The sequence below is a fragment of the Elusimicrobiota bacterium genome, from assembly GCA_016182905.1.
Classification (GTDB): domain Bacteria; phylum Elusimicrobiota; class Elusimicrobia; order UBA1565; family UBA9628; genus GWA2-66-18.
This window is the reverse complement of sequence record JACPFR010000038.1, coordinates 19,711-37,479: the sequence shown is the minus strand read 5'-3', so window position 1 is coordinate 37,479 and position 17,769 is coordinate 19,711. Positions and strand designations below refer to the sequence as shown.

Below are 17,769 nucleotides of genomic sequence, written 5' to 3'. Positions count from 1 at the left end.
GAGGAGGCGCCCCAGGTGGCACCCTGGTCGGTGGAGAGGGCGGTGAAGATCCGCCGGTCGGGGAGGTCGTCGCCGCCGTTGAAGTCTCGCGTGTAGTACATCCGCCAGTCGCCCGAGGTGAGGACGACGAGGCGCGGCACGCCGACGTAGGTGTTCGAGCCGTTGACCACCTCGGCCGTCTCGTTCGCCCAGGCCAGGCCGTCGGCCGAGGTCGCGCTGTGGACGCGGAAGGAGCCCGTCGTCGATACGATCGAGTACAGCATGCGAAAGCCCCCGCCCGTCAGCGGCTGGATCGCCGCGCCCGTGATCGAGCTGGCCGACACCGAGGGCACGGTGTTCGTGTCCACGCGGATGCCGGTCTCCTTGACCCAGGTCACGCCGTCGGTCGAGGTCGCCGACAGGATCGCCGTGCCGGAGCTCGCGTGGGGCGCGCCGCTCGAGATCGCGGGGAGGTAGTACATGCGCAGGTTGGTGTAGGCGCCGCCGGCGACCGTGTTCTCGCCGGTGAACGCCTGCGGGGTCGCCGACGACAGGCTGATCCCGTTTTCCTTATTGAACACCGGGATCGCGCGCGCAGGGGCGGCGAGCGCCCACAGCAGGGCCACGGCGGCGGCGGCGCGTCCGGCGGCCTTGCCCGCCTGCTTGAGGAAGGCGAGCTTCTCGGTCCGCTCGAGGGCCTTGATCCGGGCCTCCTCGATCAGCGCGGACGAGCGGGTCAGCCCGTTGCGATGGTAGACGAGGCGGACCGGCTTGCGGCTGCGCGTGTACGCCGCGCCCTTGCCCAGGTTGTGGGCGGCGACGCGCGCCTTGACGTCCTTGGCGATCCCGGTGTACAGGCTCTTGTCGGCGCAGCGCACCAGGTACACGGACCACTCCCTCGGGGTCTTCACCGTCTCAATCCTAGCAGTCCTATCGGCGTCCGTCCAGACGGGGGAGGGTAGGTCTTTAGACCCGGGATGGCGTGGGCCCTGCGGCCCATGCGGGCCCATGAGGAAAGGCCTATCCTCGCGGTGTGAAGATATTGGGAGGCGCCCTCGCCCTCCTGCTGGCCGCGGGTTCGCCGTCTCGGGCGGGCCTTCCCGATGCCTCCTGGACTTCCGCGTTCCCCGTTCCCCTGCTGCCGGCGCTCCCTCCTCCGGCTCCCTCCTTCCCCGCGTTCGCCGCGATCCCGGCGGTCCCGGTCGTCTCGTTCAAGGGCCTGTCGATCAAGGGCGTCCAGTTCAGCCGCAGCGACCGCATACCCGAGTCCTTGGTCGCCGCCATCGACCGCACCGACAAGACCTTGCTCCTCGCGATCTACGACCTGCGCCTGAGCGAGGTCGCCGACGCCCTCCTGCGCGCCAAGGCCCGCGGCGTCGACGTCCGCATGATCTACGACGAGGGCCACACCAAGCCCGCCGCGCCCGGGGCCGGCTCCGGGCCTTCCGCGGAGTACCAGGCGCTCGTCGACGCGGGCGTGCCGATCAAGCTGCTCAACGGCGGCGGCTCGTACGGCATCATGCACCACAAGTTCGCCGTCTTCGACGGCGCGCTCCTGATGACCGGCTCCTTCAACTGGACGCGGGCGGCCGACACCAAGAACTTCGAGAACGCCGTCTTCAAGACGGACAAGGCCCTCATCGAGGGCTTCACCCGGAACTGGACCTGGATGTGGGGGCTCTCCAAGGGCGGCGTCGGCGCCCCGCCCGCCGACCCCCTCAAGCCCGTCTCCTTCGCGGGCGGCAAGTACCCGCGCTACGCCTTCTCGCCGCAGGGCGGGGTCGAGGACCTGCTCGTCGACGCGATCGGCCGCTCGAAGCGGACCATCGACGTCCTTATCTTCAGCTTCTACGCCCAGCGAGTGGCCGACGCGCTGGCCGCGGCCAAGGCCCGGGGGGTCGTCGTGCGCGTCGTCGGGGACTCCTCCCAGTCCCGCCGCTCCCAGGCGATGCTCTCCCTGTCGAACGCCGGCGTGGGCCTGCGCCTGAGCTCCGGGCGCGACGGCACGGGCGCCATGCACCACAAGTACGCGCTCTTCGACGGCGCCATGCTGATGAGCGGCTCCTACAACTTCTCCCAGAACGCCGAGCTGTACAACTTCGAGAACGACCTGTTCACGACTTTCCCGGGCGAGGTCGCCGCGTTCGGCGGCGAGTTCGCCGCGGTCTGGGCGCAGGGCCACGCGCCCGCCCCCGAGGAACTTCCCGCCCCGAAAAGCTTATAATCGCGGGATGGACTTCAAAGTCTTCGCGACGACCTTCGTGACCCTTTTCCTCGCCGAGATGGGCGACAAGACCCAGCTCGCCGCGGTGAACCTCTCCGCCTCGACCAAGCAGCCGCTGTCGGTGTTCCTGGGCGGCACCGCCGCCCTGGCGGCCGTGACCGGCCTCGGCGTCGTCTTCGGCGAGGGCATCGTGCGCGTCGTCCCCGAGGTCTACATCCGCCGCGGCGCGGCCCTGCTGTTCGTCGGCATCGGCGTGTTCATGTGGTTCAACAAGGATTGATCGATCTCGCCCGTGAATGGACGGCTTTCGCCGGCGCCCTCTTCTCCTTGATGGGCGTCTCCCTGGCCGCCGGCGCCCGCCGCAGCGCCGAGGACGCGCTCTCCTGGGAACGCCAGTGGCGCGCCGCCGTCGGCGCCCCCGAGCCCGTCCGCGACGAGGAGCCGCGCCGCCGCCGCCTCGTGCTCGCCTACCGCGCGGGCGGGGTCTTCTTCGCCGGGGCCGGGCTCGTCCTGCTCGTCCTCGCCGCGACGGGCCGCGCCCCGTTCGCCGGGCGCGGCGCCGGGCGCGAGGCCCTGTTCGGCGGGATCTTCTTCACGGTCTGCGGGCTGGTCCTGGCCGTCAACGCCTGGCTGCACCGCAAGCGCGCGCCCCGCTTCCTCGACGGGGAGCTCCTCGACGCCGAGGCGCCGCGCCCGTTGGGCGAGCGCGTCGCGGACTTCTGCTCGCGCGGCATGATCGTCCTGTTCCTGTCCTTCGGCGTGCGCCTGCTCCGGGAGGGACTCAAATGACGCCTGAGATCGTCTGGATATTGGCGGCTCTGCTGATGCTCGCCGGTGTCGCGGGCTCGGTCCTGCCCGCCTTGCCCGGAGCGCCGCTGATCCTCGTCGCCGCGGTCCTCCATCGCTGGCTGCTCCCGGGCTGGGTCTCGCTGTGGACGATCGCCGCGCTGGCCGTCCTCGCCGCGCTGACCGTCGTGGTGGACGCGGCCTGCGGGGTGTTCGGCGTCCAGCGCTTCGGCGGCGGCCGCTGGGCCATGCTCGGCGCCGGCGTCGGCGCCGCCGTCGGGCTGTTCTTCGGCCCGCTCGGCCTCCTCTTCGGCGGCGTCGCGGGCGCGGTCATCTGCGAGATGCTCTTCGACCGCAAGGCGCTCAACGACGCCCTCAAGGCGGGCGTCGGCGCGGGCCTGGGCATGCTCGTCGGCACGATCCTGCGCCTCGGGCTCGCGCTCTTCATGGCCGCCTGGCTCGTCGCCGACTTCCTGATCAACTGACTATCCTTAGAGGACAGTCAGCGATCGTGGTATAGATCGCGCCCGAAGGCGTAGTTTTTATGCGCAAGGACCGGGGAAACCGGTCTTGACGCAGATTGGGAACAGGGGCCTTTGCCGTTGGCCGTTCACTTGTCGTAGATCGCGGACGCGAAGGACACGATGCCGCCCGCGGGGTCGGGCGCCTGGCCGTAGGCGAGGAGGCGCCCGGGCTGGGTCGCCCCGATCATCTTCATCAGGCGCAGGCCGGTGTACAGGGCCGACAGGCCGCACACCTTGCGCCAGTGGCCGTCGGCCACGACGGACTTGTAGAAGCCGTCGGCGTCGAGGGCCATCGCGTCGACGAGGGACTGGCGGTCCTCGGATTCGATCTTCTTCTCGAGCTCGGGGGTGAGCTCCAGGTCGTCGCCGAAGCGCGGGCCGACGTGGGCCAGGTCGATGCCGCACACGATGGTCACCGAGCGGCCTTTCGCGATCTCGGCCTTGAGGACGGCGCCGAGGTCCTTGATGCCCTTCTCGATCGTGGGGATCTTCGAGGGCGCCTCGTCGGGGGAGAAGCGCTCGAAGGTCGAGACGAGGATCGGCACCCATTTCGGGGTCTTCTCGCGCCAGAGGTACTTGAGCCAGACGGCCTGGAACTCGAGGGAGTGCTCGTGCTTGTGCGCCCATTCGTCGGCGCGGGGCTCGTACCAGACCTGGGTCGACAGCTTCGCGTACAGCTCGTCGTCGATGTCCATCGGGCCGAACGGCGTCTCGTAGGCCTTGGGCGTGAACACCCAGGGGGAGTTCGGCGAGGCGTGCGCGACGCCGAGGGCCACGACGACGTCGGGCGCCTTGCGCTCCGACAGCGCCTGGTAGGCCCAGGCGTAGGCGGGGCCGCCGCGGGTGAAATCGATGTGGGGGGCGACCAGGCCCAGCGGCGCGGCCTTCGCGGGAGACTCGCTCTTGAGCTTGCCGGGGCCGCGCTCGCCGGTGAAGAGGGTCCCGAGCTTCGCGTCGAGCGGGAGGGACTCCGCCGGATAGGACGTGCCGGCGAACATGGCCGGGCGCTTCGGGTTGCCGCGGAAATGCTCGAGGGCCTTCTCCCGCTTCTCGGCGACGGCCGGGGTCTCGAGATAGCCGGCCTCGTCCAAGGCGTTGACGAGGCCCAATATGACCGCTACCTCGAGCTCGGCACCGGCGGTCTGGAGGAATTCCTCGCGCACCTGCGCGGCGGTGCGGCTGCCGTCGAGGAGAGAGGCGAGGAGCATGCCGCCGCCCGACAGCGCGAGCGGCTTCTCGGTCAGCTCCTCGAGGTCGCGGAGGACGAAGACCGGCTTGCCGTCCTCCTCGGCCGGCACCGCTTCCAGCCTTGCGCGCAAGGCTGGAAGCGGCGACTCGGGTCCGAGCGGAATGTTAGGGCCTCGACGACTGGACGGAGGCGGTGTCGCCGGCCGCGCCGATCGACTGGAGCAAAGACGCGAACGACGGTCCCATCTCGGCCACGCGGCCGCGATGGCGGGCGCCGGGGAGCTTGGCCGTGACCTCGTTGATCTTGGTCACGTCCTCGCCGCGGCAGCCGTCCGAGGTGCAGACGTTGGAGACGCGGCAGGAGCCGCGGTACACGTAGTCGGTCTCGCCGCGGACCAGGATGCCCTCGATGAGGCCGGTCCTGGCGTTGAAGACCGCCGAGCCGGAGTTGCCGCCGTACGTGTCGAGGTTGGCCACGAAGTAGCCGTTCTTCGAGTTGTCGCGGACCTCCGAGCCTCCGGCGATCTTCGTCGGCAGGCCGGCCGGGTGGCCGATGACGACGATCGGGGTCTTGTTGGCGATCACGCCGGTCTGGTTCAGCTTGAGGGGCGCGTGGCCGCTCACCGCGCGGTCGAGCTTGATCAGCGCCCAGTCGGCGCCGTCGTTGACCTGCTCGCGGCCGAGCAGCTGCTTGCAGCCGTAGACGTCCTTGGTCGCGACGGAGGTCGGCATCTTGCCCTTCTCCTTGACCGCGAAGCCGAACACGAACTTCGTGTTGGCGCAGGAGGAGTCGGAGGTGATGCAGTGGCCGGCCGTCATGATGATGTCCGGCGCTACGAGCGAGCCCGAGCAGAAGGCGGCGGTGACCTGGTCGTAGAAGGGCTCGTCCTTGCAGAGGCCGTTGCCCGTGCCGTAGGGCTCGGTGTCCAGGCGCGACGTCGCGCCCTCGGACTTGACCGAGCCGGCCTGCACGAGGGCCACCGTCGAGTCGGCCATCGAGCGCAGCTTCGCGTTCTCGGTCTGGTACAGATCGATGCGGTCGTCGGAGCCGTAGATGACCTGCCCGTCGACTTGCGCGAAGGCCGGGACGGCCAGGCGCAGGGCGGCCGCGATCGCGACCGCCGTAACCATGAGTCTCTTCATTTGATACCTCCTCACCAGGATGCTACAGCCGGATTTCAGCAAAGGCTTGGTGATGAGTCAAGCAAAAAAAGGACTTTAGACCTATTATTTAATAGGCCCTATGGTCCGGACGCGCGGCGGGGCTTCAAGGCTTCAGCGCGGGGCGCAGGGCGGCCTCGTCGCCGACGGCGACGGTGACCATCTTCGACGGGTCGAGGTACTTCCGGGCGACCCGGCGGATGTCCTCGGGGGTCAGGGCGTCGAGGCGCTCGAGGTAGGACTCCAGCTCGCGCTCGGCCGACTGCTTGTTGCGCTCGTAGGCGGCCAGCGAGTCGGCGGAGTAGTCGATCGAGGACAGCTTCAGCAGGAACAGGCCGGCGAGGTAGCGCTTGACCGCGCCGAGCGTAGCCTCGGCGACGAGGCCGTCGCGCATCCCGGCGATCTCCTTGCGCATCTCGGCCAAGGCGGGGGCGGCGACCTCGTTGCGCACCTCGGCCGAGGCGGTCCACAGCACGCCCTTCTCGAGGATCTGCGGGCGGGAGTAGGCGCCGTAGGTGTAGCCCTTGTCCACGCGCAGGTTCACGAACAGGCGCGAGGTGGCCGACCCGCCGAGGATCTGGTTCATCACCAGGAAGGCGAGGTAGTCGGGGTCGGTCGGCGCGAGCGCGATCATCTGCGAGACCGTCAGGTTGGCCTGCTTGGAGCCGGGGCGGTCGACGAGGGCGAGGCGCGCGTCCCCGGGCGCGGGCAACGAGGGCGTTTCGATGAGGGCCGACGCGCCCTTCCAGCCGGCGAAGGCGGCCTCGAGGTCGGCGCGGAGCTTGACCGGGTCGGCGTCGCCGGCGAGCACCAAGGTGGCTCCGTTCGCGGCCAGGGCGCGGCGCGCGAACGCGGCGGTCTTCTCGCGCGTGATGGCTTCGATCTGGGCGTCGCTGAGCGCGGGGCGCCCGTACGGATGCGCGCCGAACAGCTCCGCCTTCATGCGCTCGGAGGCCATGAAGTCGGGCTTGGAGCGCTGGATGGCCATCTCCGAGACCTTGTTCTCCTTCCAGAGGGAGACCTCGTCCTCGGGGAAGGTGGGCTTGGAGAGCACGAGGGCCAGCTCCTTAAAGAAGGAAGCGGCGTTGCGCGACAGGCCCGCGGCGTCGACGTTCAGGCTCTCGAGGCCGCGGCCCACGTCGAGCTTCCAGCCCAGCGCCGCGAAAGCGGCGGACAGGGCGCGGGCGTCCTTGCCCTCGGCGCCCTGCAGGAGCAGCTCGGACACGGCGGCGGACAGGCCGTCCTCGCCGGCGCGCTCGGCGGTGCGTCCCGCGGGGATGGACAGGCGCGCCTCGAGCAGGGGCAGGCGCGAGTCGCGCGTGAACACGACCTTCAGGCCGTTGGAGAGGGTGAAGCGCTCGAGCGCCGGCACCTGCGCGGGGCGCTGGGCGTCGATCTCGGGGCGCGGGTCGCCCTCGGGCCGGGGCTTCTGCTCGGGGACCTTCGGCGTCGGGACGTCGGCCGCCAGCGCCAGCTCCGGCGCCGGGCGGGCCTCGACGACGGCGCGGCCTTTTCCGACGATCCACTCGTTGAGGGCGGCCTTGATGTCGGACGCGGTGATCGACATCAGCTGGGCGAAGTCGCGCGACAGGTCCTGCGGGTCGCCGACCATCGCGGCGTAGGAGCCCATGGTCTTGGCGCGGTCGATGAGCTGCTCGAGGTCCTTCGTCCAGGAGAGCTCCATCGTCGTCTTCGCGGCGGCGAGCTGCTCCGGGGTCGGGCCCTCGGCGGCCATCTTCGCGAGCACCGCGTCGGTCAGGCTCAGCACCGCGTCCACGCCGGCTCCGGGCTTGAGCGAGGCCATCAGGCCGAACAGGTCCGGGCCGCCGGGGTTGAACGGGCCGGTCCACCACGGGAAATTGGTGTTCACGGTGAGGGCGACCTTGGCGTCCTTGACGAGGGTGCGGTACAGCGGGCTGTCCTCGCCGGCGCCCAGGATCTCGCCGAGCACGGTCAGCGCCCAGTAGTCCTTGGTGCCGCGGGCGGGGGCGTTCCAGGCCGTCATCAGCAGGGGGACCTTGGCGAACTTATCGTCGATCACGCGGCGGGTCTCGCCGGTCATGCGCGGCTCGTTCAGGTCGGGGGCGGGGGCGATCTCGCGCGGCGCGAGGGGGCCGAAGAAGCGCTCCGCGAGCTCGCGGGCCTCGGCCTCGGTGACGTCGCCGGCCAAGGAGAGCACCGCGTTGTTCGGGGCGTAGTGCGCGAGGTAGAAGGCGCGGACGTCCGAAAGACGGGCGTTGCGCACGTCCTCGGCCTCGCCGATCGTCGTGTGCTGGTTCTCCCATTTTCCGAACGCGGTCTCGGCCATGCCCGCGTCCCGGGCCTTCGCGTAGGCGGAGTTGATGTAGCGCAGGCGCATCTCCTCGAGCACGACCTGCTTCTCGAGGGCGAGCGCGCGGTCGTCCACGTCGAGGGTGGACATGCGCTCCGCCTCGGCCCAGAGGACGGTCTTCAGCGCGCTCTTGGGCACCACGGAATGATAGGTCGTGTTGGAGCGCATCGTGTAGGCGTTGCGCACGCCGCCGTTGGACTCGATGAGGTGGGAGATCTCGCGCGGCTTGAGGGACTTCGTGCCCTGGGCCATCAGGTGCTCGAAGAGGTGGGCGAAGCCGGAGAGGCCGGGGGTCTCGTTCTGGGAGCCGACCTTGTAGGTGATGGAGACGGCGACGACGGGGCTCGTTTTGTCGGTGTGCACCACGACCTTGAGACCGTTCGCGAGGGTGAAGGTCTTCACTGGAAGAGCAAGACTCGGAGCCGCGGACTCCGCGCCTGACGCGGGCACGGGGAGCGCGTCGTCCGCGGGCCGCTTCGCGGCTTCACCGTCGAAAGCGCGGCCCGAGGCCTCGGGTTGGTCGGGCGTCGCGGCGGCGGACTGGAGGATGGGCAAAGCGAGAGCGGGCTTGATGGGTTCCATGGCTTTGACGGCTGCCGGGGCGACGGGCCGGGCGGCGACTGCGGCGGGCATGATGACAGATAGAGAGGGGGCGAGGGAAGGGACGGCGAGTGACGGAGACAGCGACGACGACGGATTTTGAACGGCAACGGAGGGAGTATTCAAGGAAAGACCGGAATTCAGGGAGGGGAGGCTGATGCTCGGGACCAACGACGCTTGACCGGCGCGTGTCCCGATCACTTGCGCTTGCGCGAACGGCTGTAAAGTCAAAAGCAACGCAAGCGAGGCGCTGAGCGTCTTCATATATAGGGAGATGATAGCGGTCATAGTCTGGTTATCCTTGGGACCGATGACCCATTACGCCTCAGGAATTGGGCCTAGGGAACATCTCCGCCGGGCCCGGGTCCCAGCGACAACGGCTTAGCGCCGGGGGAGGCAGGAAAATGAAAACTCGATTCGGACTCGTCGCGGCGGCCCTTCTGGCCGCCGTTTCTTTTGCCGGAGCGGCGGAGACCGCCGCCCGGCCCAGCGTCGAGGTCGTGTTCGTCATCGACACCACTTCGAGCATGAGCGGGCTCATCGAGGGCGCCAAGCAGCGCATCTGGGCCATCGCCAACGAGATCTCGAAGGGCCGCCCGGCCCCGCGGGTGAAGATGGGCCTGGTCGCGTTCAAGGACAAAGGCGATTCCTACGTCACCAAGGTCTTCGACCTGTCCGAGAACCTCGACAACACGTACAAGGACCTGATGACTTTGTCCGCCGAGGGCGGCGGGGACACGCCGGAGCACGTGATCGCGGCGCTCGACGACGCGGCGACGAAGATCTCCTGGAGCGCGGACCCCAAGACCTTCAAGGTCGTCTACCTGGTCGGCGACGCGCCCCCGCACGAGAACTACCCCGAGGCGCCGACGCTCGCCGCCGTGATGCAGAAGGCGGTGCGCCGCGGCCTGATCGTCAACTCCGTGCAGTGCGGGACCGACGGCCAGGCGGCCGTCGCCTTCGACCATATCGCCCGGATGGGAGAGGGCCGGCTGCTTCCGGTGCCCCAGGACGGCGGCATGATCGCGGTGTCGACCCCGTTCGACGACCGGATGGCGTCCTTGTCGGCCAAGCTCGAGGGCACGGGGCTGGCGTTCGGCCGGGGCAAGGCCGCGGCGGGCGCGGCGGGGCTGCTCGCGGCGTCGGTGCGCGGCATGGCGTCGGCGCCGGCCGCGGCGGAGCGTGCCGAGTACAAGGCGCGCAAGGGCTTCGACTCCGAGTCCGACCTGGCGGCGGCCGTCGCCGAGAACCGCGTGGCGCTCAAGGACGTGAAGGCCGACGAGCTGCCCGACGCCCTGCGCGAGATCCCCGCGGAGAAGCGCGAGGCCCGTCTTCAGGAGATCTCCGCGGAGCGGAAAAAGCTCAAGAGCGAGATGGACGGGCTGGCCGCGCGGCGCGCCTCCTGGCTGAAGAAGCAGTCGGGGGCGAGGCGCGCGGATTCCTTCGACACGCGCCTGGTGGACGCGTTGAAGGCGCAGGCCGCGAAGAAAGGGATCGTCTACTAGCCGGGGCCTTCTAGAGCGACAGCGCGGCGGCGAGACCGCCGGGGTCCTTGACGGGCAGGTAGTGGTCGCCGGAGACGATCCGAGCGACGAACAGGCCGGACGGATCCGACAGCTCGGCGCCGGCCGGCGGCTCGGCCGCCGGGGACGGGATGCCGAGCGCCTCGAGGAGCAGCCGGCGGACCGGCCAGGTCAGGAGCTGGTCTTGGTCGGCGACGACGACGAGCAGGCGGACGCCGCGCGCGCGCAGACGCTGCGCGTCCGCGGGAGTGAAGTCGAGCCGTCCCACCGCCAGCGAGCGCCTCAGGATCGCCTCGTTCCAGTCCGGATGCCGGGCGTCCTCGCGCGCGCGGGCCTGCAGCGTCTCCCGCGTGCCGGGCCGGGAGGAAGACCAGCCGTGCTCGAGGTGCGGGCGCGCCGTGTCGAGGAAAGGCTGCACCGCGGCCGCGAACGCCCGCGCTCGCGTCTCCTCCCACGCGGCGCCCCCGATGGTGGAGACGGGCGCCAGCAGCGGGTTCCAGCGCGCGGCGTCCTGGAACGCGCGCGTCTGCGCGTCGACGGAGTCCAGCCAGCCGGTCGCCGCGGACAGCGCCTGCGCGGCGGCCTGATAGTCCGGACCCCAGGAGCCGGGGTCGCCCGCTCGGCGGCTGGTGGTGGTGACGAGGTCCACGCGCCCGCGGGAAAGGAGCGCGAGGGCTCGATCGACCTCGGGGTCGGCCTCGAGCTGGACCATGCGCTGGAAGGCGAGTCCGGCATAGGAGTGCAGGACGAGCGTCACGCCCTTGGAGCGGAAGCGCGCGGCGGTCTCGATCACGGCGCGCGCCAGATCGCGCGCGTCGGCGTCGAGCACGTCCGCCCCCCGGACCCAGCCGCTCGGCGGGTGCCCGCGCAGGCGCAGGTAGGCCTGGGCCCGGCGCGGGCGGGCGTCGGCCAGGGGGCGCAGGCTGTCCGCCATCGTGAGCCCGCCGACGAAAAGGGCGGGCGCGGCGGCCTGGACGGGTCCGCGCGTCTCGAAATGGAGAGGCGTGCCGTCCGCCGCGCTGGCGACCGGGGTCTCGCGCCAGCCTCCGAGGAAGGCGTCGCCGGGGGCGGCCGCCGCGGGGGCCGCGGCGGCGGGCGCCGCAAGACCGGGCGCGGCAGGCGCCGAAGCCGCGGGAAGGACGCTCAGTGAGGCGGCGGCGACCGGCGCCGGGACGAACGCCGGGGAGAGGCCGGCGGACAGGGAGGACGGCGCGGCGACCGGCGCGGCGGGCGCGAGCGACGTCGGGGCCGCGGGCAGGCGCACGACGGCGGCGGCGGAGACGGAGGACAAGACGAGGGCGATCGCGAGCATGCGTTAAGAATACCTATGATCGGCGTCAGTGTCATGAGGCGAAAGGCCCGGCGGCGCGAGCGAAGGGCCTAGACGCTTGGAACAAAAAGGGACAATCGACCGCGATCGCGAACGAAGCCGCGGGATTGTCCCTCGTCGAAGAACGCCTAAACTGGAGGTGCGAGCGGGATTCGAACCCGCGAATAATGGTTTTGCAGACCATCCCCTTGGACCACTTGGGTATCGCACCGTCAAGGGGATTATACAGAAATATCTAGGGCTTCTTCATCACTCCCGGCATGCCCTCGTCGGGCGGCACGGGAGCGGCGAAGTGGACCTTGTCGAAGCGCTTGAGCAGATGGTCCTGATGAGTGAGCTCGCGCAGGACGCCGAACAGCCGCTCCAGACGGTCGATGACGGTCGCTTGAGCCCGCGGGGTGAAGGCTTCCCCGCCGTCGACGAGGTAGGCGCGCCGGACCGGGTCCGCCATAGTCCGGCCGATCATCACGTTGCCGGGGCGCGGATCGACGAAGGAGAAGCCGGAGCGGGCGATGCGCAGGAACAGGTCCTGGAGCAGACCGTGCTCCTCGGAGCCGAAGGCGTCGTCCTCGAGCATGCGCTCGACGGTGTCGCCGTAGATCCGCTCCTTGACGAGGGCGGGACGGCCGTCCACCGTCCCCGAGCCGAGGATTCGCGGCCCGGCTCCGATGCTCGCGGCGGCGAGCGCGGCGTTCCGGTCCTTCTCCATGCGCCAGCGTCCCATCTCCGCGGGCTCGCCGAGCGCGCCGAGCTTGCGCGGCAGATCGGTCTTGACGATGGCGCCCTCGACGGAGGGATGGGGGTGGACCACTCCGAAGAAGCCTCGTCCGAGAGCGGGCGTCAGTTCGCCCCGCCAGAGAAGATCCTCGCCCTCGAGGACCGCTCCCTCGGGCGGCTCCACGGTCCCGGCGACGCGGCCGTCGAACAGAAAGGAGACGGAGGCGTCGAGGCGGGCGGCCCGGGCGAGCCCGGCCGCGTCGCCGAGCGGAGTGCGGCGCGCGGCGAGGGAGGGGATGTCGGTGCCGGCCAAAGCGGGGACGCGGATGAGCAGAGCGGCGGTCTCGCGGGTGTCGGAGAGGGCGCGCGCCAGCACGGACGCGGCGGCGCGCTCGGCCGGGTCGCCGGCGGCCATGGCCTTCAGGACCGCGGCGGCGGGGGCGGGGCCGGGCGACGGCGCGCGCGCGGCCGCGGCGATCCGCGCGGCTCCGTCGGCGAGGAGGCCGGCCAGGGGGCCGCCTCCCGGGCCGTCCGGGGAGAGCAGGGCCGGGTGGATCGAGGCCGAGGCCGCCGACGCCGGCAGCGGGATGACGCGGCCGGCCCGGACCTGGGCGCCGGCGGGGAGCGCCAGGAGGAGGGCCAGCGCCGGCGCGAGCGGGACGGTTCTCATCCCGATGAGTATGGGCGGAAAGTAATGCGCCGTCATGGGCCGAAAGAACTATTGAGCCCCGGGGTCAAAAGTATTAGTATCCATGATATGACCACTGGAGAATTCGGCGAGAAGACGTTCACGACGTTCGAGGTCGCGCGTCTGTGCGGCGTGTTCCACACGACCGTCATCAATTGGGTCAACAAGGGCAAGCTCAAGGCCCGCGTCACCCCCGGCGGCCACCGCCGCATCCCGCTCTCCGAGCTCATCGTGTTCATGAAGAAGTACGACATGCCGATCCCGTCGAACATCGAGGACCCGCACAAGCAGGTCCTCATACTCGACGACGAGCCGATGATGACGCGGCTGCTCGAGAAGGGCTTCACCAAGTACAAGGACCGCTACTCCGTGCAGGTCGCCAACAACCCCGTCGACGCGCTCGTCATCGTCGGCAAGAAGCTCCCGCACCTGCTCGTCGTGGACCTCATGATGCCCGTGATGGACGGCTTCCAGGTCTGTCAGATCCTCAAGTCGAACCCCGCGACGAAGGCGATGAAGATCGTCGCGATCTCCGGCAAGAAGCTCAGCGGGTCCCAGCAGGACTTCCTGTCGAAGAACTGCGACAAGTTCCTGCAGAAGCCGTTCGACATGAGCGACCTCGTCGGCGAGATCGACAAGCTCCTCAACTGAGCGACTTGAATCCGTAACGCCGGGGAAGCTACCCTGACGTCATGATCCGAGCCGCCCTCGTCGTCCTCGCCGCCTTCGCCGCCGCCTCCCTGCTGCCCAGCGCCCGCGCCTCGGACGCGCCCGCCTCTCCCGACGCGCGTTCCCGCGCCGACGTCCATTTCCTCGCCGGCTACGACCATTTCCGGGGCGGCCGCGCCGACGACGCGCGCCGCGAGTGGGCCGCCTGCCGCGAGCTCGACGAGAAGCACGATTTCTGCGAGTTCGGGCTGAGCGTGCTCGACGCGGGCGCGCCGAGGGCCGCCGCGGCGGGGCCCGAGGAGGCCGTCACCGCGGCGCCGCCGCATCCCGAGGCCAACCAGGCGTACCTGGAGGGCGTGGTCTATTACCAGAAGGGGGACTACGAGAAGGCGCGGGAGGCCTGGCACAAGGCGAAGGCGCTGGCGCCCGCCGGCTCGGACGTCGCCAAGGACGCGACGGCGGGCCTCGAGAAGCTCGCCGTCCTGTACGGGACGGCGCCGCAGACGGGGGACGCGGCCCCGAAGAGCCTGAAGACCGGCGCCGAGAAGAAGGACGAGCACCTGGCCCTGCAGACCTACTTCTCGGGGCTCATCCACTACCAGAAGGGCGACCTGGAGAAGGCCCGGGTCGAATGGAAGCGCGCGCTGTCCCTCGCTCCGAGGGACTCCTCCGTCGAGGCCGACGCGAAGGCCGCGCTTGCGAAGCTCGACAAGGACGAAGCCTCGACACGCCGCGACGGGAAGAAGTAGACTCACTTCATGAGCCACCCGCACCAGCCTCCGTCGTCCCAGCCCGCGCCCGAAGCCGCCGCTCCCGCCCTCGACCTGCGCGAGAAAGGCGGCATGAAGGACGGCCAGCCTCAGCTCTCCGACAAGCGCCTGTACATGCAGCTGACCGCGTTCAGCGGGTGCCGCGACGCCCAGCTCCTGATCAACGGCCTCATCGGCTGCGGCGTGGACTGCGTCCTCTACGAGGAGCTCAACGACCCGACCGGCGTCGCCGTGCTCGCGATGACCGAGACGCCCGAGCTGTTCGTCACCAAGCTCCGCCGCGACCTCGCGTCCGGGCCGTTCAAGGACCTCGAGGTCAAGCGGGAGTTCTCCATGCTCGGCCGCACCTACGCGAGCGGCTACGAGCCGAAGCTCGAGGACTGGCTCCTCCACCGCCCGCGCCGCATGGCGATGGACCCCGCGACGCCGTGGGCGGTCTGGTATCCGCTGCGCCGCACCGGCGCGTTCTCGCGCCTGTCGAAGGCCGAGCAGGGGCAGATCCTCAAGGAGCACGGCGTCATAGGACGCCAGTTCGGCGACATCGGCGCCGCCTCCGACATCCGCCTGGCCTGCCACGGCCTCGACAAGAACGACAACGACTTCGTCATCGGCCTCATCGGCAAGGACCTCACGCCGCTCTCGCAGCTCGTCGAGACGATGCGCCCGACCGTGCAGACCTCCCAGTACATCCAGAACCTCGGCCCGTTCTTCGTCGGCCGCGCGATCTGGCGCACCCCGCAGAAGGCGTAAGGAGACCGAGCATGGCCGCCCGAAAATTCCGCATCGCGATGTCCGAACGCTGCTTCCGCTTCAAGCCGGACGCCCTGCCGTCCCACGCCCCGCACAAGCCCGGCGTGTACGAGTTCGTGACCTTCGACGAGCAGCGCAACCCGCAGGTGCTGTTCGTCGGCGTCGCGCTGACCGGCTCGGTGTACGAGGCGCTCGCCGCGCACATGGACAACAAGGCCGCGCCGACCGCCGACCAGCTCTTCGCCGCCGCGAAGGACGTGTACTTCGACTACGTCGCCTCCGCCGACATCGCGGACGTCGACGAGCTCAAGGACATCGCCGGCGCCTTCGTCGCCAAGCACAAGCCCCGCTTCAACACCGGCCCCGCGCCGTCGTCGGGCAGGCACGCGTCCGTCGAAGTCGAGGAAGTCGACTAGGTGGAGCTGTCCTCGTTCCCGGCGCTGAACGCCTCGCTCAACGCGACCTGCGCCGTCCTGCTTCTGACCGGTTGGGCGCTGATCAAGACGGGCCGCCGCGAGGCGCATCGCTGGACCATGGTCGCGGCCTTCCTGTGCTCGGCTTTGTTCCTGGCCTGCTACCTGTGGTATCACTTCCACGTGGGCTCGGTGCGCTTCCAGAAGACGGGGACCATCCGGACCGTGTATCTGACGATCCTGCTGACCCACACCGTTCTCGCGGTCGTGGTCCTGCCCCTGATCCTGCGGACGCTTTTCCTCGCGGCCAAGGGCCGGTTCGAGGAGCATCGCCGCGCCGCGCGCTGGGCCTTCCCGGTCTGGCTCTATGTGTCCGTCACGGGCGTCATCGTGTACGGGATGCTCTACCGCCTGTAGGCGGCGCCAAAGGACCCGCCTCCCCTTGGGCCCATTGTCGAGGCGCTCCTGCGTCTTCCGAACCTGCCGTCTCGACGGCGGAGCGCCTAGACTGTAGTCATGCGTCTTTCCGCGCCGCTGGCCGCCGCCTTGATCGGACTGTCGCTTCCCGCGCACGGCTCCGCCGGGTCCGCGTTGGCCGTCCTGCCGGACTCCCTTCTCGGTCTCGTCCCGGCCCCGGTCGCCGCGCCCAAGCCCACCCTCGTGCCGACGAAGCGGTTCGAGGACGTGGTCGTGGAGCTCGTCGACGAGCTCTCGGCCAAGGACCCCGCCCTGTTCGCCGAGATCCGCGCCGAGGAGGCCCGCATCCGCGCCCTGCCGACGCGCGAGCGGCGCGCCGCGGCCGTCGAGGCCGCTTACCCGCTCCTCGAGCGGGCCCTCGACCAGTCCGCCGCGGACGGCAAGCTCAGCGCCGAGGGCGCGGCGAACTGGGCGGCGTTCCGCGCCCAGGCGAAGGAGGCCATCGCCGCCGGCGCCTTGTTCGAGACGGCGCAGTTCGCGGGCAAGGCCTTCGACGACAGGGTCCGCCGCCTGCTCGACCAGGGCAAGACGGTCCTCGACCCGGACCGGAAGCTGCCCGAGACCAAGGCCGAGTACATGCGCCTGTCGGAGAGGATCCACGCCAAGCTCTCCGTTCCGGGCAACTCGACGGCCCTGACGACGCGGCAGATCGACCAGGCCTTCGCGCTGGCCGGACAGGAGTTCGGCATACGGCCCGATTTCCTCAAGTACATGGCGAAGACCGAGTCGGGCCTGCGCCAGACGGTCCCGTCGAACCCCGCGGCCTCGGGCATCATGCAGATCGAGCGGGTCCACGCGGCCGCCTACGCCGGCGAGAGGAACGTCGAGAACGATACCATCACGAACATCGTCTTCGGAGGCCTGCTCCGGGCGCAGACGGACCGGGAGATCGCGCGGCGCTTCGCGGGCGCCGGCCTGGCGCTGCCGAGCAACCCGCGCGTCGTCGAGTTCCTGGGCGACCTCGCCTACAACCGCGGCCCCGGGCTGCTGCGGCACGTCGCGCGGTTCGCCGCGGAGCAGGAGATCGACGTGAACCGGTTCGCCGACTACGTCGGCGGCCCCGGGGGCTCCTACGAGATCCGCGACGGCGGGAAGTCGCTCGTGGTCATCCCCGGCCCGGGCACGGAGATCGACAAGACGGGGAGGAACTCCGTGCTGGCGAAGTCGTCGGAGGCCGTCGGCCGGGTCCAGTTCAGCAAGAAGCTGGCCATGGGCCTCGGCGACCGCAACGGCGACGGCCGCGTCGACCATCTCGACGTCTGGCTGACGCGCGGGATCAAGTACCTCGGCGACCCCAAGCTGCAGTCCTAGGGGCTCAGGTCGAGAAGGACTTGCCGCAGGAGCAAGTCGAGGTCGCCTGCGGGTTCTTGACGGTGAACCCCGACTTCATCAAGGTCTCCTCGTAGTCGACCTGCGATCCGCCGATGAAGAAGTCCGCCTTCGGGTCCACGACGGTCTTCGCGCCGAACGCCTCGTGCACGAGGTCGCCGGCGGCGATCTCGTCGGCGACGACGAACTCGTAGCTCATGCCCGAGCACCCGCCGGAGCCGACCTTCACGCGCAGGACCGGCTGCAGGCCTTTCTTGGAGGCCAGGGCGACGATCTTCTTGGCGGCGCGCTCGGTCAAGGTGACCATGT

General features: G+C 70.1%; 18 protein-coding genes and 1 tRNA gene. 11 read left to right on the top strand and 8 right to left on the bottom strand.

What is annotated here, in order from left to right; translation table 11 throughout:
• Positions 1-989, bottom strand: a 989-nt coding sequence (locus tag HYV14_12660; GenBank protein MBI2386841.1) for a GIY-YIG nuclease family protein, incomplete at its 3' end; no start/stop codon positions are given.
• A 23-nt stretch (positions 990-1,012) separates the two neighbouring features.
• Between HYV14_12660 and HYV14_12655 the strand changes: the two genes are divergently transcribed.
• From HYV14_12655 to HYV14_12640, 4 genes are read left to right on the top strand one after another with little or no spacing between them, the layout of a single operon-like run.
• Positions 1,013-2,203, top strand: coding sequence for a DUF1669 domain-containing protein (locus tag HYV14_12655; protein MBI2386840.1), 1,191 nt, complete (start codon positions 1,013-1,015; stop codon positions 2,201-2,203).
• Positions 2,204-2,210: 7 nt separating this feature from the next.
• Entirely contained in the window at positions 2,211-2,483 is a 273-nt protein-coding gene (locus tag HYV14_12650; GenBank protein ID MBI2386839.1) for a TMEM165/GDT1 family protein, read from the top strand.
• Positions 2,480-2,992 (top strand): hypothetical protein, encoded by a 513-nt coding sequence (locus HYV14_12645; protein MBI2386838.1) that lies wholly within the window; start codon positions 2,480-2,482, stop codon positions 2,990-2,992. The genes HYV14_12650 and HYV14_12645 overlap by 4 nt, the downstream gene beginning before the upstream one ends.
• Positions 2,989-3,474, top strand: coding sequence for a DUF456 domain-containing protein (locus HYV14_12640; protein ID MBI2386837.1), 486 nt, complete (start codon positions 2,989-2,991; stop codon positions 3,472-3,474). The genes HYV14_12645 and HYV14_12640 overlap by 4 nt, the downstream gene beginning before the upstream one ends.
• Before the next feature lie 125 nt (positions 3,475-3,599).
• Here the strand turns inward: HYV14_12640 and amrB are convergent, their stop codons facing one another.
• The 3 genes from amrB to HYV14_12625 all read right to left on the bottom strand — a co-directional run bounded on the left by amrB (position 3,600) and on the right by HYV14_12625 (position 8,827).
• Positions 3,600-4,811 (bottom strand): AmmeMemoRadiSam system protein B, encoded by a 1,212-nt coding sequence (gene amrB, locus HYV14_12635; GenBank protein MBI2386836.1) that lies wholly within the window; start codon positions 4,809-4,811, stop codon positions 3,600-3,602.
• Positions 4,812-4,866: 55 nt separating this feature from the next.
• Complete coding sequence (locus HYV14_12630; protein MBI2386835.1) at positions 4,867-5,844, bottom strand: trypsin-like peptidase domain-containing protein; 978 nt, start codon at positions 5,842-5,844, stop codon at positions 4,867-4,869.
• Positions 5,845-5,968: 124 nt separating this feature from the next.
• The gene (locus HYV14_12625) at positions 5,969-8,827 is read right to left on the bottom strand and encodes an insulinase family protein (GenBank protein MBI2386834.1); all 2,859 of its coding nucleotides are present in this window, start codon (positions 8,825-8,827) and stop codon (positions 5,969-5,971) included.
• A gap of 371 nt (positions 8,828-9,198) precedes the next feature.
• Here HYV14_12625 and HYV14_12620 point away from each other — a divergent pair, with 371 nt between their 5' ends.
• Entirely contained in the window at positions 9,199-10,299 is a 1,101-nt protein-coding gene (locus HYV14_12620; protein MBI2386833.1) for a VWA domain-containing protein, read from the top strand.
• Between the two features lie 10 nt (positions 10,300-10,309).
• Here HYV14_12620 and HYV14_12615 read toward each other — a convergent pair whose 3' ends face one another.
• The 3 genes from HYV14_12615 to HYV14_12605 form a co-directional block, all read right to left on the bottom strand.
• Complete coding sequence (locus HYV14_12615) at positions 10,310-11,629, bottom strand: hypothetical protein (protein MBI2386832.1); 1,320 nt, start codon at positions 11,627-11,629, stop codon at positions 10,310-10,312.
• Positions 11,630-11,781: 152 nt separating this feature from the next.
• A tRNA-Cys gene (locus HYV14_12610) sits at positions 11,782-11,858 on the bottom strand.
• Between the two features lie 24 nt (positions 11,859-11,882).
• Positions 11,883-13,034: a hypothetical protein gene (locus tag HYV14_12605; GenBank protein MBI2386831.1), complete on the bottom strand. Its 1,152-nt coding sequence runs from the start codon at positions 13,032-13,034 to the stop codon at positions 11,883-11,885.
• Between the two features lie 87 nt (positions 13,035-13,121).
• Here HYV14_12605 and HYV14_12600 point away from each other — a divergent pair, with 87 nt between their 5' ends.
• From HYV14_12600 to HYV14_12575, 6 genes are all read left to right on the top strand, one after another.
• Positions 13,122-13,703 (top strand): response regulator, encoded by a 582-nt coding sequence (locus HYV14_12600; protein MBI2386830.1) that lies wholly within the window; start codon positions 13,122-13,124, stop codon positions 13,701-13,703.
• 41 nt (positions 13,704-13,744) lie between these two features.
• Entirely contained in the window at positions 13,745-14,470 is a 726-nt protein-coding gene (locus HYV14_12595; protein MBI2386829.1) for a tetratricopeptide repeat protein, read from the top strand.
• Between the two features lie 9 nt (positions 14,471-14,479).
• Positions 14,480-15,241 carry a chlorite dismutase family protein gene (locus HYV14_12590; protein MBI2386828.1) on the top strand — a complete coding sequence of 254 codons (762 nt, stop codon included), beginning with the start codon at positions 14,480-14,482 and terminating at the stop codon, positions 15,239-15,241.
• Between the two features lie 11 nt (positions 15,242-15,252).
• Positions 15,253-15,657: a hypothetical protein gene (locus HYV14_12585; protein MBI2386827.1), complete on the top strand. Its 405-nt coding sequence runs from the start codon at positions 15,253-15,255 to the stop codon at positions 15,655-15,657.
• A complete protein-coding gene (locus HYV14_12580) occupies positions 15,658-16,071 on the top strand; it encodes a DUF420 domain-containing protein (protein MBI2386826.1) in 414 nt (137 codons plus the stop codon). It abuts the gene before it with no gap.
• Between the two features lie 99 nt (positions 16,072-16,170).
• A complete protein-coding gene (locus HYV14_12575) occupies positions 16,171-17,442 on the top strand; it encodes a transglycosylase SLT domain-containing protein (protein ID MBI2386825.1) in 1,272 nt (423 codons plus the stop codon).
• Between the two features lie 4 nt (positions 17,443-17,446).
• Here HYV14_12575 and HYV14_12570 read toward each other — a convergent pair whose 3' ends face one another.
• A complete protein-coding gene (locus tag HYV14_12570; GenBank protein MBI2386824.1) occupies positions 17,447-17,767 on the bottom strand; it encodes an iron-sulfur cluster assembly accessory protein in 321 nt (106 codons plus the stop codon).
• Between the last annotated feature and the right edge of the window lie 2 nt (positions 17,768-17,769).